This window comes from Pseudomonas sp. OA65, from assembly GCF_017498305.1.
Classification (GTDB): domain Bacteria; phylum Pseudomonadota; class Gammaproteobacteria; order Pseudomonadales; family Pseudomonadaceae; genus Aquipseudomonas; species Aquipseudomonas zanjanensis.
In genome coordinates, this window is sequence record NZ_JAGDEZ010000006.1 from 94674 (window position 1) to 109225 (window position 14552).

Consider the following 14552-nt stretch of genomic DNA (forward strand, 5'->3'; position numbering starts at 1 on the left):
ACCGCTCGCGACTTCAACCGGCGCCCGCTGAAGGGCGCCCGTACTGGCAGCTTTAACCATGTCTGTGTTCACGCCCCTGGCTCGGCCCGAGCTGGAAACCTTTCTCGCCCCTTACGGGCTCGGCCGCTTGCTTGATTTCCAGGGGATCGCCGCTGGCAGCGAAAACACCAATTTCTTTATCAGCCTGGAGCAGGGCGAATTCGTCCTGACATTGGTCGAGCGCGGCCCGGTGCAGGAAATGCCGTTCTTCATCGAACTGCTGGACGTGCTGCACGACGCCAACCTGCCGGTGCCTTACGCCTTGCGCACCACCGACGGCGTCGCGCTGCGGGAGCTGGCGGGCAAACCGGCGCTGCTGCAACCGCGCCTGGCCGGCAAGCACATCAAGCAGGCCAACGCCCAGCATTGCGCCCAGGTCGGCGAATTGCTCGCCCATCTGCACCTGGCGACCCGCGACAACATGATCAAGCGCAAGACCGATCGCGGCCTGGACTGGATGGAGGAGGAGGGCGGCAAACTGCTTTCGCACCTCGACGCCGAGCCACGTCAGTTGCTGGAAGCTGCACTGGAAGAAATTTCCTTGAAGAAGGTCGGCATCCTGGCGCTGCCCCGGGCCAACATCCACGCCGATCTGTTCCGCGACAATGCGATGTTCGAAGGCACGCACCTGACCGGGTTGATCGACTTCTATAACGCCTGCTCCGGGCCGATGCTGTATGACGTCGCCATCGCCCTGAATGACTGGTGCTCGGATGACGACGGCGTGCTCGATGGCGCCCGGGCGCGGGCGTTGCTGGGTGCCTATGCAGCGTTGCGGCCGTTCACGGCTGCCGAGGCCGAGCTATGGCCGACCCTGTTGCGCGTGGCATGCGTGCGGTTCTGGTTGTCGCGGTTGATCGCCGCCGAATCGTTTGCCGGGCAGGATGTGTTGATTCATGACCCAAAGGAGTTCCAGCAGCGGTTGGCGCAGCGGCAGACGGTTCACGCGTTGTTGCCTTTTGCCCTGTAACAACCGACAAGCACAAGGCTTTTGTGGCGAGGGAGCTTGCTCCCGCTCGGTTGCGCAGCGACCGCAAGATTTTTAGGGCCGCTTCGCAGCCCAGCGGGAGCAAGCTCCCTCGCCACAGGTTCTGCGTTGGCAGGCAGGCTATAGCGACTCCAGGCACCCCGCCAAATCATTGCCCAACTTCTCCAACAACTGCTCATACCCCTGCGCCGTCGCCGGGGTATAGCCGCCCAGCGCATCCAGCTCCGCCAGTTTCACCGGCAATCCGGCCACCAGGGTTTCAGCCAGGCGCGGGCGCAACGGCGGTTCGCTGAAGACGCAGGTCTTGCCCACCGCCTGCAAGCGCGTGCGCATCGCCGCCACATGCTGGGCACCGGGCTGGACTTCGGCGGCCACGGCGAACACCCCGGCGTGCTTGAGGCCGTAGTTGTCTTCGAAATAGTCGAACGCCTCATGGAAGACGAAATACGGCTTGCCCGCGACCCCGGCCAGGCGCGCCTTGAGGCGCGTGTCCAAGGCATCGAGGCGCTGGTTGAAGCCGGTGAGGTTGCTTTGATAGCGGGCCGCGTTCGCCGGATCCGCCGCGCTCAGGTCAGCTGCCATCCTGGCGGCGATCACCCGCGCATTGTGCGGCGACAGCCACAGGTGGGCGTCCACGGTGCCGGGGCGATGGTCGTGATTGTGATCATCGCCCCCATCATCGTCATGATCCTCGTGGGACACGCTGTCCTGGGCGAAGTGACGCAACTTGAGCCCCGGCAGCTCCTGCACCGCGACCGACGGCAGCGTACGACCGTTCAACACCCGTGGTAGGAAACCTTCCATGTCCGGCCCAATCCAGTACAGCAGGTCCACCGACTGCACCTTGCGCACATCCGAGGGCCGCAAGGCATAGTGATGCGGCGAAGCCCCTGGCGGCAGCAATACCTCTGGAACGGCCACGCCGTCCTGCACGGCGGCGGCGATCAGTTGCAGCGGCTTGATGCTGGTGAGCACCTTGACGTCGGCCTGGGCCGGGCCGATCAGTAGAAAACTTGCGACAAAAGCGACAAAGAGCGAAAAAAATCGGGACACGATGACCACTCGTAGAGGCGAGAACGGGTAACATAATAACGTCTCTCACTGAACTCGTCGCTGCCCATGCCTATTACACCCCTTGCCAGTCGTCCCCACGATCACTCCCACTGCGTGCACAGCGCGCTGTCCGAGGCCGACGCCATCTGCGCACGCCAAGGGCTGCGCCTGACCGCCCTGCGTCGGCGCGTCCTGGAACTGGTCTGGCAAAGCCACAAGCCACTGGGCGCCTATGACATTCTCGCGGTGCTCAGCGAGCAGGACGGCCGCCGCGCCGCGCCGCCAACCGTCTATCGGGCGCTGGATTTCCTCCTGGAAAACGGCCTGGTGCATCGCATTTCGTCGCTCAACGCCTTCGTCGGCTGCAACCATCCGGAGCACGCCCACCAAGGCCAGTTCCTGATCTGCCGCGAATGCCATGCCGCCATCGAGCTGGAACAGAAATCCATCAGCGATGCCATCGTCTCCAGCGCCAAGGAAGTCGGCTTCGTGGTCGACACCCAGACCGTCGAAGTCGTCGGCCTTTGCTCCGGCTGCCAGGGGGCCTGATGAGCAACGCGCTGATCCGCCTCGAGCAGGTGGCCGTGACGTTCGCCGGGCAGAACGTGCTGGACAATATTCACTTGAGCGTCGAGCCGGGGCAAATCGTGACCTTGATCGGCCCCAACGGCGCCGGCAAGACCACCCTGGTGCGCGCCGTGCTGGGTTTGCTCAAGCCCGACAGTGGCAGTGTCTGGCGCAAGCCCAGGTTGCGCGTCGGCTACATGCCGCAAAAACTTCACGTCGATCCGACGTTGCCGCTGTCGGTGCTGCGCTTTCTGCGCCTGGTGCCTGGAGTAGATCGCGCACGGGCCTTGGCGGCGCTCAACGAGGTCGGCGCCGAACAGGTGATCGACAGCCCGGTGCAAAGTGTGTCCGGTGGCGAGATGCAACGCGTGCTGCTGGCCCGCGCCCTGCTGCGCGAACCTGAATTGTTGGTGCTCGATGAGCCGGTGCAAGGCGTCGATGTGGCGGGGCAGGCCGAGCTGTACAGCCTGATCACCCGTCTGCGCGACCGCCACGGCTGCGGCGTGTTGATGGTGTCCCACGATTTGCATCTGGTGATGAGCACCACCGACCAGGTGGTCTGCCTCAACCGCCACGTCTGCTGCTCCGGGCATCCCGAGCAGGTCAGCGGCGATCCGGCCTTCGTCGAGCTGTTCGGAAAGAACGCACAAAGCCTGGCGATTTATCACCACCATCATGACCACGCCCACGACCTGCATGGCTCGGTGGTCAGCGCCCCTTCTGCTTCCAATCATGTTCATGGAGACGGCTGCAAGCATGGCTGATTTTCTGTTGTACGCCCTGCTCGCAGGCTTGGCCCTCGCCCTGGTCGCCGGTCCGCTGGGTTCGTTCGTGGTCTGGCGGCGCATGGCCTATTTCGGCGACACCTTGTCCCACGCGGCACTGCTGGGCGTGGCCCTGGGGTTTCTGCTGGATGTCAGCCCGGCCATCGCGGTGACCGTTGGCTGCCTGTTGCTGGCGGTGGTGCTGGTCACCCTGCAACAGCGCCAGCCGCTGGCGTCCGACACGCTGCTGGGCATCCTCGCGCCGAGCACGTTGTCCCTCGGGCTGGTGGTGCTGAGCTTCATGCGTGACGTGCGGATCGACCTGATGGCCTATCTGTTCGGCGATCTGCTGGCAATCAGTCCGACGGACCTTGCCTGGATCCTGGGCGGCAGCGCGGCGGTGTTGCTGCTGCTGGTGGCGCTGTGGCGACCATTGCTGGCAGTCACCGTCCATGAAGAACTGGCGCGGGTCGAGGGTTTGCCGGTGGTCAGCCTGCGCTTGGCGCTGATGCTGTTGATCGCCGTGGTCATTGCCGTGGCGATGAAAATCGTCGGTGTGTTGCTGATTACTTCATTGCTGATCATCCCGGCGGCTGCGGCACAGCGTCACGCCCGCTCACCCGAGCAAATGGCCCTGGGCGCGAGCCTGCTGGGCATGCTCGCGGTCTGTGGTGGCCTGGCCCTTTCCTGGTTCAAGGACACCCCGGCCGGCCCGTCGATCGTGGTCAGCGCCGCGGCGTTGTTTCTGCTGAGTTTTGTCCTGCCCCGTCGAGGGGTGTAGACTTGCTCGCTTTTTGCGCAAATAGAGAGTCGCAGGAATGAAGCCGTTCGCCTCCCGTTATCTGCTCCTTGTCGCATTTTCCCTGCTGCTGGGCGCGTGCCAGAGTACTCCGCCGGTCACCCAGGCCCCCGATACGCGGGGCCCGGCCATCGCGCAGCTCGAACAAAGCCTGGCCAGCAATGAGCTGGCCACCGCTGAAGGTCAGTTGGCCGCCTTGCAGGCCCAGTCGCCCGAAGACCCGACGCTGGAGCCCTACCAGCGGCAATTGGCCGAGGCGTATCTACGCCGCAGCCAGATCGACCTGCAAAAAGGCGATGTCAACGCCGCCGCCACCGCCCTGAGCCGTGCCCGAGCGTTGATGCCCAAGGCCCCGGCCCTGACCGGTGAGGTCAACAGCGCCATCGCCGAAGCCCGCAAGGCCGACCTGGAAAAAGCCGAGGCCGATCTCAAGGCCGCCGAAGCCAAACCGGTCGCCAAGGTGATCGACCCGAGCGCACCCAGCACCACGGTTGCGCTCAACATAGCCGATATCCAGCAAATGCGTCGGCAATTGGACGCTATCGCCGCCGATGTGGTGAATTATCAGTGCGACGTCAGCATCCAGGCGCCGCGTACCGATGATTATCCGTGGTTGGCGACGTTGCTGAGCAAGCGGGTCAAGAAACTGGATCCGGGGTTTGACCTGAAGCTGCAGAAGCAGATTTTGCGCAGTGTGTCGGCGCAGATGGTGCTGACACCTCGCAAACCCTAAAAGCATCGCGGGCAAGCCTTGCTCCCACAGGGCAATTCCCATAGGTCAATGTGTTCTCTGTGAGATCTGACCCTGTGAGAATTGACCCTGTGAGAGCTAACACCTGTGAGAGTTGATCCTGTGGAGCTGATCTGTGGGAGCAAGGCTTGCCCGCGATAGCGCCCTACCAGACAACAAACCTCTTTAGGCCGGAACCGCCTTCGCCTTGGGCTCCCGCGCCCAAACCCGATGCTGAGCAATCGCCGCAAAAAACCGCGAAAAACCGCTCGCATCCGCATCCTCGATCAACCCCGCATCCACCTCCAGCTTCAATTCCACCAACAACTGCCGGGCCTCACCATGAAGCCCGATGGCTTTCAGATGCTTGTAGGCCTCCAGCACGTAATGCAACGCCACGCCGTCGCGACTCAAGGCCTTGATCGACTCCGCGCCACCGGGCACGAACACCGCGTCAAAGGCAATCGACGGCAAGCCTTCCATGGACGCATCCACCGCCAGGGTTTTCCCATCGGCCGTGGTGACCGGCGCCGAGGTCGGCCCCAGCACTTTGGCGAGGGCGCCCTCAGCCTCCAGAGCCTGCTTGAGCACATCGATGATCGCGCCATCGACACCGTTGGCCACCAACACCGCCACTTTGCGCGTCTTGATGTCGCCGGACAGCAGGTTCGCCTGGCTCAAGGCCGGGGATTGCTCCAGCGATGGCGTCGGAACATCGACAGTTCCAGCGGTCGGTGCCGGCAAGCCGAGGTTTTTCGCTACCCGCCCGGCCAGTTCCAGGTCGATGTTGGCCAGGATCTCATTGACCTGCCGCGCCCGGATGAACTCCCGCTCGACCTTGCCCAGCTCGAAGCTGTAGGCGGCGATGATGTGCTCTTGCTCATGGGGGCTCATGCTCTTGTAGAACAGCCGCGCCTGGGAGAAATGATCGGCGAACGAATCGCTGCGTTGGCGGATCTTGTAGGCATCGATACGCTCTGGGTAACTTTCGAAGCCGCCGTCCTGCGGGCCGGGCGGGGTTTCCTTCGGCCAACCGCTGTCGATGGAGTTCGGCTCGTAGGACGCCCGCCCCTTGTCGATGGTGGTGCGGTGCATCGCGTCACGCTGGCCGTTGTGCACGGGCGTAATCGCACGGTTGATTGGCAGCTCATGAAAGTTCGGCCCGCCGAGTCGGCTGATCTGCGTATCGGTGTAGGAAAACAGCCGTCCTTGCAGCAGCGGGTCGTTGGAAAAGTCGATGCCTGGCACGATGTGCCCAGGGCAGAAGGCGATTTGCTCGACTTCGGCGAAGAAGTTGTCCGGGTTGCGGTTCAGCACCATCTTGCCCAACGGGGTGATAGGCACAAGTTCTTCGGGAATGATCTTGGTCGGGTCAAGCAGGTCGAAGTCGAATTTGTGCTCGTCCTCCTCGGCAACGATCTGCACGCCGAACTCCCATTCCGGGTAGTCGCCCATCTCAATGGATTCCCACAGGTCGCGACGGTGGTAGTCGGTGTCCTTGCCCGCGAGTTTCTGGGCTTCGTCCCACACCAGGGAACAGGTCCCGGCCTTGGGTCGCCAGTGAAACTTGACGAAGCTACTGCGGCCTTCCGCATTGATCATACGGAAGGTGTGCACCCCAAAGCCCTGCATCGTGCGTAGGCTTTTTGGAATGGCCCGGTCAGACATCGCCCAGATCACCATATGAGCTGATTCCGGCACCAGCGAGACAAAATCCCAGAACGTATCGTGGGCCGAGCCGCCCGTAGGAATTTCGTTATGGGGCTCGGGTTTTACCGCGTGGACAAAGTCTGGAAACTTCACCGCGTCCTGAATGAAAAACACCGGCATGTTGTTGCCCACCAGGTCGAAGTTGCCTTCGTCGGTGAAGAACTTCACGGCAAAGCCGCGCACGTCCCGCACGGTGTCACCGGAACCCCGTGGACCTTGCACGGTGGAAAAGCGCACGAACACTGGCGTCTTTTTACTCGGGTCTTGTAGGAAACCAGCCTTGGTCAGGGCCGCATGGGATTCATAGGCCTGAAAGTAGCCATGGGCACCCGTGCCGCGGGCGTGAACGATGCGCTCCGGGATCCGTTCATGGTCAAAGTGCGTGATTTTCTCACGCATGATGAAGTCTTCCAGCAACGAGGGCCCGCGTGGGCCGGCGCGCAAGGTGTTCTGGTTATCGGCGATCTTCACGCCCTGGTTGGTGCGCAGCGCCTGTTCAGTGGCGTCGGAGCGAAACTGTTCCAGGCTTTCGAGCTTGGCGTTGGTGTTACCGCGGTCCAGGGTGTCGGTCCCGGCCAGTTGGCTCTTGTCGACCGTGGGCTTGTTGATACTCATCAGGCATGACTCCTCTTTGCGTTCCTCGCTGTGGCCAGGACTCTTGAGTTCGATGCCGCAGGTGCAGGACCCGGGCATTTGGAGTGGCTTAATGAGTGACCCATGCCGTTTGGCTGTGTTCCTTTTTTATGGCCTTTGATCGCGTTATTGCCAAATGACTGGTCCGATCGCAAATAAATGCTAAGAACCTCTATACGGACAGGCTAAAATGCGCGCCCGGCTAACCGCTGATCCTTTTCCAACGCGCCCCACAAGGTTCGCTACGTGATCGAGTTTCAAAACGTCCATAAAACCTACCGGGTTGCCGGTAGGGATATCCCCGCCCTGCATCCGACCAGTCTGACGATTGAGAACGGTCAGGTCTTCGGCCTGATTGGCCATTCCGGTGCAGGAAAAAGTACCCTGCTGCGCCTGATCAATCGCCTGGAAGATTCCACGGGCGGCAAGATCATTGTCGACGGCGAAGCAGTCACCGCCCTGGACGCCAGCGGCCTGCGCCGCTTCCGCCAGCAAGTCGGGATGATCTTCCAGCACTTCAACCTGCTGGCGTCCAAGACCGTGGCCGACAACGTGGCACTGCCGCTGACCCTGGCCGGCGAGTTGTCCCGTAGTGACATCGACCGCCGCGTCGCCGAGTTGCTGGCGCGGGTAGGGCTGTCCGACCACGCCCGCAAATACCCGGCGCAGCTGTCCGGCGGCCAGAAGCAGCGCGTCGGCATCGCCCGCGCCCTGGCGACCAAACCGAAGATCCTGCTGTGCGACGAGGCCACCAGCGCCCTCGACCCGCAGACCACTGCCTCGGTGCTGCAACTGCTGGCAGAGATCAACCGCGAACTGAAGCTGACGATCGTGCTGATCACCCATGAAATGGACGTGATCCGCCGCGTTTGCGACCAAGTGGCCGTGATGGACGCTGGCGTGATCGTCGAGCAAGGCCCGGTGGCCGAGGTGTTCCTGCATCCGAAGCACCCGACCACCAAGCGTTTCGTCCAGGAAGACGAGCAGATCGACGAAAGCGAACAACGCGACGATTTCGCCCACGTCCCAGGACGCATCGTGCGTCTGACGTTCCAGGGCGACGCGACCTACGCGCCATTGCTCGGCACCGTCGCCCGGGAAACCGGTGTGGACTACAGCATCCTGGCCGGTCGCATCGACCGCATCAAAGACACCCCCTACGGGCAACTGACCCTCGCCATCACCGGCGGTGACATGGAGGCGGCGTTTGCCCGCTTCACCGCGGCCGATGTCCACATGGAGGTGCTGCGCTGATGGAATTTTTTGCAAACGTCGACTGGCTGGAAATCTGGCTAGCCACCGGCGACACCTTCCTGATGCTGTTCGGCTCGTTGCTGTTCACCGTGCTGCTCGGCCTGCCCCTGGGCGTGTTGTTGTTCCTGTGCAGCCCGCGCCAGTTGCTCGAAGCCCGCGGCGTTTATGCGCTGCTGTCGCTGATCGTCAACATCCTGCGTTCGCTGCCGTTCATCATCCTGTTGATCGTGATGATTCCGTTCACGGTGTTGATCACCGGCACCTCCCTGGGCGTGGCCGGCGCGATTCCACCGCTGGTGGTCGGCGCGACACCGTTCTTCGCCCGCCTGGTGGAAACCGCCCTGCGCGAAGTCGACCGCGGCATCATCGAAGCCACCCAAGCCATGGGCGCGACCACGCGGCAGATCATCGTAAACGCCTTGCTGCCAGAAGCCCGCCCAGGCATTTTTGCCGCGATTACGGTGACAGCGATTACGCTGGTGTCCTACACGGCCATGGCCGGTGTGGTCGGCGCCGGGGGCTTGGGTGACCTGGCGATCCGCTTCGGTTACCAGCGCTTCCAGACCGATGTGATGGTGGTCACGGTGGTGTTGCTGCTGGTGCTGGTGCAACTCCTACAGACCGTGGGCGACAAACTGGTTGTGCATTTCTCTAGAAAATAAAGCCCTCGGGCCAATAAACATGAGCCGGCCATTCGCTGGCAGGCGCCGAGAGCAGGCGCCCCAAAAGGAGTTAGCTGAATGAAAAAACTACTGGTTGCCTTCGCTGCCGCCGCAGCGTTCTCTGCCCACGCCGCCGAGACCCTGACCGTCGCGGCCACGCCCGTGCCGCACGCGGAAATCCTCGAATTCATCAAGCCGGCCTTGGCGAAGGAAGGCGTGGACCTCAAGGTCAAAGTCTTCACCGACTACATCCAGCCCAACGTACAGGTGGCGGAAAAGCGCCTGGACGCCAACTTCTTCCAGCACCAGCCGTACCTGGATGAGTTCAACAAGGCCAAGGGCACGCACCTGGTGAGCGTGGCGGGTGTGCACCTGGAACCCCTGGGCGCGTATTCCAGCAAGTACAAGGCACTGACCGAACTGCCGGGCGGCGCCAACGTGGTGATCCCGAACGACGCCACCAACGGCGGCCGTGCGCTGTTGTTGCTGGCGAAGGCTGGGGTGATCAAGCTCAAGGATTCGAACAACATTCTGTCGACGACCAAGGACATCACCGAGAACTCGAAGGATTTGAAATTCCGTGAGCTGGAAGCGGCGACTATTCCGCGGGTGCTGACCCAGGTGGATCTGGCGTTGATCAATACCAACTATGCGTTGGAGGCCAAGCTTGATCCTTCCAAGGATGCGCTGGTGATCGAAGGTAACGACTCGCCTTATGTGAACATCTTGGTGGCCCGTCCGGACGACAAGGACAGCGAGGCGATGAAGAAGCTGGTAGCGGCGCTGCATACGCCGGAAGTGAAGGCTTTTATTCTTGAGAAGTACAAAGGGGCGGTTTTGCCGGCGTTTTGAGCTGATTAGGTGGTGAAAAAACGGGGCTGCGTGGGAATGCAGGCCCGTTTTTTTATGCTCGGAAATGTGTGGCGTCACGGAAAGACCCGCAAGATCACGGGCTATCGCGGATCAACGTTATCCAACACCCGATTCGCCAGCAATGAACTCAGCTCAATCAGTTGCTGGATGCCGAGGAGGATGTGACGGCGAGGGCCTTCCAGGTCGAAAGCCAAGTTGCTGACCATCGCATCAGCTGCCGCCAGGGTTTCGCTGAGGTTGGCGAGGAGGGATTCGTTGTCGGCGTTTTTTGTGACGGTGAAGAGCTGGTCCGGTTGGGACGTATCTTCGGATTTTTCCGGTTTAGGTAGCAGGTAGTAATCCAAGGCGCGATTGGTGGCTTCGTCGTGCTTTTTTGCCTTGGATTTGGCGTGGCCTGTCTCTGGAGGGTTCGGAGTAGGTTTGAACATTGGGACTTTCCTATATAGGGCCGCCACCATCTCGCTACTAAACGAAAGGAGGCAGCTGTGCGCAAGTTAGTAGACCGGTAAAGTCACCAAACCCGGCGCGCCCGAAGGCGCCTCGCGCACAGCCACCATCAAGTGCAGGCAAACGCCTGACTGGATGACACTCATGCAACCGTAGATGACTAACCGAGCTACTAAACCCGACCACTGATGGGCAGTGGCAGGAAAACAATAGAACCCATGGTCAAGGCGCACAAGCGGGCGGATTCTGGCGTAGTTGTAGGCAATGGCGCAAGGATTCGTAGCTTGATGGAAGGATCGCGCCAGCGGAATAAACAGGGCTTGGTTTTGGCCCGTAAATCGGGCTGGACGGGTTGGCGGTTGGGGTGCGAAGTGAGTGATACGGTTTTGTCTGTAGGTATTTTTCGGGGTGGGTGAGGGCTGCTTTGCAGCCCAGCGGGAGCAAGCTCCCTCGCCACGTTTGACCGGTTGGGAATTCGGCGAGGGCGGCGGGAACGACGCAGGCTTTTTCAGCAATCACTGGCTCCCGAACCTCTATCCGCATTTGCCCAGTGTTCGGGCCGAATGAACCCTAGGATCTGCTTCATTGTTCTACGACCCTCATGATAAATTCCCGCCGCGACCTCTAATCGATAGAGGGCATTCAGGGAGAGAAATCAGTGATCAAGTCTTTGTTGGTTGGGGCGTTGCTGGCAATGGCATCCGCATCGGCATCCGCGATGAGTTGCGATAACCCTAGAAACGCCTATGACAGAACCTATTGCGCGTCGCTGAAAATGGTTCAGTCGGATCAGGACATCAACGATCAATACAAGAAGACGATGAGTGCCCTGAACCCGGATCAAAAGAAAAAAGTGAAAGCCGCTCAAATCCAGTGGATCAAAAATCGTGACAGCGCCTGCTCCAACGATGGCCTGCTCTATCTGGACTGTGCCAACGAGAAGACCGAGGCGCGCATCGTCATTCTCAAGGCTGTCGAGCGCGAGTGCCGTGCTGCCGGTTGCGACGATGCCAAGCTGTCGCAAGTCGAGTAACCGATAAGCACGTCGGACTTGCCGTCGTACTCCAAGAAAAAACCCGACTTTAAGCGTCGGGTTTTTTCTTTGTGATCCGTGCTACGCAGCGCCACGCTCGACCATCGCGCGCCATGCCTGGACGCTAGGACGCTCCTGCATCCTGGCGTGCCACGCGCGCAGTGCGGCACATTCATCAGGCACGGGGAGCTGCACCAGCGAGGCGAAGATCATGCCGCCCAGTACCGTAATGTCGGCCATCGAAAACCTGTCGCCCGCCACAAAGGGCTGGTCTTTGAGCAAGTTGTCGAAATAGCGCATGCCTCTGATCGCCTTTTCGCGCATCCGGCCGCCCCACTCGGCATTCTGGTACAACTCGACCTCTGGGCCGAGGCCCGGCGTGGCATGGTGGAAGTATGTGCTGACGGCGTCGAGAAACTCGATCTCGGCACGCTTGGTCATCATGTGGATGAGGCCTTTTTCAACAGGCGTTTCGCCCGTCAGCGTCGGTTCGCCGACCAGGCTGTCCAGGTACTGGGTAATCGCCGTGCATTCGGCGATCCGCGTCCCATCGCTCAGCTCCAGGACGGGCAATGTCCCAGAGTAGTTGATGGCGAGAAATTCCGGTTTCTTATGCTCACCGGTCCAGAGATTCACTGGAATGAATTCGATTTTTGGCAACAGGCCTTTTTCCGCCAGTGCAATACGCACGCGGGCGGGATAGGGGCCGTTGAACCAATCGTAGATTTTCATTTCAGGAACCGTGGAAACGTCAGCGTGTGGATGTGAAGAAGACATGATTGTAGTACCTGCCTGTCAATTGGTAGGTAAAAGACTGGACCGATATTTTGGCACTGTCAATCCCCTACCTGACAATTGGCAGGCAAGCGAATCTGGGCGTAGAATCGCATTCAAATGAGTGCATCGACTAGGTAAACGAGGCTGCAACGTGAACGAAAATGCTCGAGAAGCCATCTTGGCGGCGGCGAAATCCGCTGCCCAACTGCACGGTTACAGCGGGATCAATTTCCGTAGCATTGCCGACCAGGTAGGCATCAAGAACGCCAGCATTTACTACCACTTTCCGAGCAAGGCGGGGTTGGCTGCTGCGGTCGCGGAACGCTATTGGCAGGACGTGCAGCGGGCGCTAGACGAGATACGCGCCGCCAATGCCGAGCCAAAAGTGTGCTTGCAGCTGTACCCGTCCCTTTTTCGAAAATCGCTTGAGGACGGCAACAGGCTGTGTCTGTCCAGCTTCATGGCCGCTGAATACGAGGACCTTCCCGGTGAAGTCTTGCGGGAAATCCGGGCATTTGCGGACGTTAACGTAACGTGGCTCGCCCAGGTGTTGGCGGATGCCGGAATGGGCAGCGCAGCGGAGTGTGAACGTAGAGCCCTGGCCATTTACACCGCTGTGGCGGGTGCTCAGTTAATCGCGCGGACTCGGGCGGATGTCGGTCTGTTCGATGATCTGATTTTGAGCTACCGGGAGGCAGGATTGATTCCGGCCTGATTCCTGTAAAGAAGATGATGCAGTTTGTCTGTAAGAATGGTTGGGGCTGCTGCGCAGCCCAGCGGGAGCAAGCTCCCTCGCCACGGGGTTTCGGTTCAATCGGGGCCTTGGGTGTAATTCAGTTGTTTGCGTTGGTGGCAGGGTGCCACAATCGCCGTTTTCGTTGCGTCACGATCAGGTGGATCAAATGGATGGCCCAAGATCTCGGAACGGCCAGGCTTCTTTCATAGCCGAGCAAGTGCGAACGGACCGATTGCAGCAACTGTTTCGCCAGTCCGTTTCTGCGGTTTTCGGCAGTTACTTGGCTGCCATCATGCTGAGTTGGCTGTGTTGGGACCGGTTTGAGCACAGCGTCATTCTTTGGTGGATTGCCATCCTGACCGCATCGACGCTGTTGCGTATCGCGATGTTTGTCGCCTATTTCCGCAGCGACGAAAGTGAGCGTACACCGCAACGCTGGGAGCGCCGATACTGGGTCACGCTGGTGCTGTCCGCCAGCATCTGGGGCGGCGGGGCGTTTGTGCTCATGCCGGCGGATGATCTGTTGTCCCAGGCGTTGGTCATGCTCTTCACCGTCGGAATGTCCGTCAGCGCGGTATCCTGCTATTCGGCTTACCGCGACATGACGCTGGCTTCCATTGGCGTGGTGCTGTTCCCGTGCACCGCCTGGCTGCTGTTTCAACCGTCGCCGATACAAGTCGGCATGGCCCTTTCGATCCTGGTGTTTGCGGCATTTGCCGTCCGGGCCACGCACAAAATGTCCCAGGCACTGGAAATCGCCTTTCGACTCACCCGTGAAATGGAACAGGCGAACAGCATTTCGACCCGTGCCGCACAAACCGATGAACTGACCGGCCTGAAGAGTCGGCGGGCTTTTTTCGAGCACGCCCAGCAGCTTTATGACGAATGTAAGAGCAGCCGGTTAGGGTTGTGCGCCGTCATGTTGGACATGGATCACTTCAAGCACATCAACGACACCTACGGCCATCAAGTGGGAGATCAGGTTTTACGCGAGATGGGGACGGTGATCAGTTCATCGTTTCGGGCAACCGATATCCACGGACGACTCGGTGGGGAAGAGTTCGCCATTCTGCTGCCGGATACGTCCATCGAAGTCGCTACCCAAATTGCAGAACAGCTCATCGATACGATTTCGGGTTTGATGATCGAGCCTGTTCAGGGCATATCCGCCAGCCTTGGCGTGGCGTCGACGGGGGCCTGTAATAAGGACCTTCACAGCTTGATGAACGATGCGGATAAGGCCCTGTATCGAGCGAAGGCGTTGGGGCGTAATCGAGTGGCGGTTGCTTAGTTGGGTTGGCTTTGCCCAGAGCGAAACCAAAAAAGAACCGACAATTCGGCGGTTTTTTTATCAGCAGAAAATCAGGTTGTGGCACCGGCCATACGGCCCACGGGTTCAAGCTCCTTACCCTTGGCAAGGCTAACCGACAAGAACTGGCGCTCAATAGTGGTCGCGCAGCCAGCCAGACGGCGGGCCTCCGCTTGGT

At 60.5% G+C, this 14552-nt stretch carries 15 protein-coding genes; 11 read left to right on the forward strand and 4 right to left on the reverse strand.

Annotated features, from left to right (window positions below; all coding sequences use genetic code 11):
* Window positions 1-58 precede the first annotated feature (58 nt).
* Window positions 59-1009, forward strand: coding sequence for a homoserine kinase (locus J3361_RS07115; RefSeq protein ID WP_207963554.1), 951 nt, complete (start codon window positions 59-61; stop codon window positions 1007-1009).
* Window positions 1010-1147: 138 nt separating this feature from the next.
* Here J3361_RS07115 and J3361_RS07120 read toward each other — a convergent pair whose 3' ends face one another.
* Window positions 1148-2080, reverse strand: a complete 933-nt coding sequence (locus J3361_RS07120) for a zinc ABC transporter substrate-binding protein (protein WP_207963555.1) — start codon at window positions 2078-2080, stop codon at window positions 1148-1150.
* 66 nt (window positions 2081-2146) lie between these two features.
* Here J3361_RS07120 and zur point away from each other — a divergent pair, with 66 nt between their 5' ends.
* The 4 genes from zur to J3361_RS07140 are packed head-to-tail and all read left to right on the forward strand — an operon-like array spanning window position 2147 to window position 4943.
* The gene (gene zur, locus J3361_RS07125; protein ID WP_207963556.1) at window positions 2147-2629 is read left to right on the forward strand and encodes a zinc uptake transcriptional repressor Zur; all 483 of its coding nucleotides are present in this window, start codon (window positions 2147-2149) and stop codon (window positions 2627-2629) included.
* Window positions 2629-3411, forward strand: coding sequence for a zinc ABC transporter ATP-binding protein ZnuC (gene znuC / locus J3361_RS07130; RefSeq protein ID WP_060739886.1), 783 nt, complete (start codon window positions 2629-2631; stop codon window positions 3409-3411). The genes zur and znuC overlap by 1 nt, the downstream gene beginning before the upstream one ends.
* Window positions 3404-4192 (forward strand): zinc ABC transporter permease subunit ZnuB, encoded by a 789-nt coding sequence (gene znuB, locus J3361_RS07135; protein WP_186728483.1) that lies wholly within the window; start codon window positions 3404-3406, stop codon window positions 4190-4192. Before znuC ends, znuB begins: the two co-directional genes overlap by 8 nt.
* Window positions 4193-4229: 37 nt before the next feature.
* The gene (locus J3361_RS07140) at window positions 4230-4943 is read left to right on the forward strand and encodes a PA5502 family lipoprotein (RefSeq protein ID WP_207963557.1); all 714 of its coding nucleotides are present in this window, start codon (window positions 4230-4232) and stop codon (window positions 4941-4943) included.
* Between the two features lie 183 nt (window positions 4944-5126).
* Here J3361_RS07140 and katE read toward each other — a convergent pair whose 3' ends face one another.
* On the reverse strand, window positions 5127-7343 hold the full coding sequence (gene katE, locus J3361_RS07145) for a catalase HPII (RefSeq protein WP_279382060.1): 2217 nt from the start codon (window positions 7341-7343) through the stop codon (window positions 5127-5129).
* 186 nt (window positions 7344-7529) lie between these two features.
* Between katE and J3361_RS07150 the strand changes: the two genes are divergently transcribed.
* The 3 genes from J3361_RS07150 to J3361_RS07160 all read left to right on the forward strand — a co-directional run bounded on the left by J3361_RS07150 (window position 7530) and on the right by J3361_RS07160 (window position 10051).
* The gene (locus tag J3361_RS07150) at window positions 7530-8537 is read left to right on the forward strand and encodes a methionine ABC transporter ATP-binding protein (protein WP_207963559.1); all 1008 of its coding nucleotides are present in this window, start codon (window positions 7530-7532) and stop codon (window positions 8535-8537) included.
* A complete protein-coding gene (locus J3361_RS07155; RefSeq protein ID WP_207963560.1) occupies window positions 8537-9199 on the forward strand; it encodes a methionine ABC transporter permease in 663 nt (220 codons plus the stop codon). Before J3361_RS07150 ends, J3361_RS07155 begins: the two co-directional genes overlap by 1 nt.
* A 78-nt stretch (window positions 9200-9277) precedes the next feature.
* Window positions 9278-10051 carry a MetQ/NlpA family ABC transporter substrate-binding protein gene (locus J3361_RS07160; protein WP_207963561.1) on the forward strand — a complete coding sequence of 258 codons (774 nt, stop codon included), beginning with the start codon at window positions 9278-9280 and terminating at the stop codon, window positions 10049-10051.
* A gap of 101 nt (window positions 10052-10152) precedes the next feature.
* On the opposite strand, the gene J3361_RS07165 is transcribed toward J3361_RS07160, so the two are convergent.
* On the reverse strand, window positions 10153-10500 hold the full coding sequence (locus J3361_RS07165) for a DUF6124 family protein (protein ID WP_207963562.1): 348 nt from the start codon (window positions 10498-10500) through the stop codon (window positions 10153-10155).
* A gap of 677 nt (window positions 10501-11177) precedes the next feature.
* Here J3361_RS07165 and J3361_RS07170 point away from each other — a divergent pair.
* Entirely contained in the window at window positions 11178-11552 is a 375-nt protein-coding gene (locus tag J3361_RS07170; RefSeq protein WP_033062452.1) for a lysozyme inhibitor LprI family protein, read from the forward strand.
* Window positions 11553-11633: 81 nt separating this feature from the next.
* Here J3361_RS07170 and J3361_RS07175 read toward each other — a convergent pair whose 3' ends face one another.
* Window positions 11634-12284 carry a glutathione S-transferase gene (locus J3361_RS07175; RefSeq protein WP_207963564.1) on the reverse strand — a complete coding sequence of 217 codons (651 nt, stop codon included), beginning with the start codon at window positions 12282-12284 and terminating at the stop codon, window positions 11634-11636.
* Window positions 12285-12480: 196 nt separating this feature from the next.
* Here J3361_RS07175 and J3361_RS07180 point away from each other — a divergent pair, with 196 nt between their 5' ends.
* Complete coding sequence (locus J3361_RS07180) at window positions 12481-13044, forward strand: TetR/AcrR family transcriptional regulator (RefSeq protein WP_207963566.1); 564 nt, start codon at window positions 12481-12483, stop codon at window positions 13042-13044.
* A 187-nt stretch (window positions 13045-13231) separates the two neighbouring features.
* Window positions 13232-14356, forward strand: coding sequence for a diguanylate cyclase (locus J3361_RS07185; RefSeq protein WP_207963568.1), 1125 nt, complete (start codon window positions 13232-13234; stop codon window positions 14354-14356).
* The last annotated feature ends 196 nt before the right edge of the window (window positions 14357-14552 follow it).

What these genes read in the sequence shown, in the direction of transcription:
- J3361_RS07160 (WP_207963561.1), top strand. Translation starts at nt 9,278, where the DNA reads ATGAAAAAACTACTGGTTGCCTTCGCTGCCGCCGCAGCGTTCTCTGCC.
- J3361_RS07140 (WP_207963557.1), top strand. Translation starts at nt 4,230, where the DNA reads ATGAAGCCGTTCGCCTCCCGTTATCTGCTCCTTGTCGCATTTTCCCTG.
- J3361_RS07165 (WP_207963562.1), bottom strand. Translation starts at nt 10,500, where the DNA reads ATGTTCAAACCTACTCCGAACCCTCCAGAGACAGGCCACGCCAAATCC.
- J3361_RS07115 (WP_207963554.1), top strand. Translation starts at nt 59, where the DNA reads ATGTCTGTGTTCACGCCCCTGGCTCGGCCCGAGCTGGAAACCTTTCTC.
- zur (WP_207963556.1), top strand. Translation starts at nt 2,147, where the DNA reads ATGCCTATTACACCCCTTGCCAGTCGTCCCCACGATCACTCCCACTGC.
- katE (WP_279382060.1), bottom strand. Translation starts at nt 7,343, where the DNA reads ATGCCCGGGTCCTGCACCTGCGGCATCGAACTCAAGAGTCCTGGCCAC.
- znuB (WP_186728483.1), top strand. Translation starts at nt 3,404, where the DNA reads ATGGCTGATTTTCTGTTGTACGCCCTGCTCGCAGGCTTGGCCCTCGCC.
- J3361_RS07185 (WP_207963568.1), top strand. Translation starts at nt 13,232, where the DNA reads ATGGATGGCCCAAGATCTCGGAACGGCCAGGCTTCTTTCATAGCCGAG.
- J3361_RS07155 (WP_207963560.1), top strand. Translation starts at nt 8,537, where the DNA reads ATGGAATTTTTTGCAAACGTCGACTGGCTGGAAATCTGGCTAGCCACC.
- J3361_RS07175 (WP_207963564.1), bottom strand. Translation starts at nt 12,284, where the DNA reads ATGAAAATCTACGATTGGTTCAACGGCCCCTATCCCGCCCGCGTGCGT.
- znuC (WP_060739886.1), top strand. Translation starts at nt 2,629, where the DNA reads ATGAGCAACGCGCTGATCCGCCTCGAGCAGGTGGCCGTGACGTTCGCC.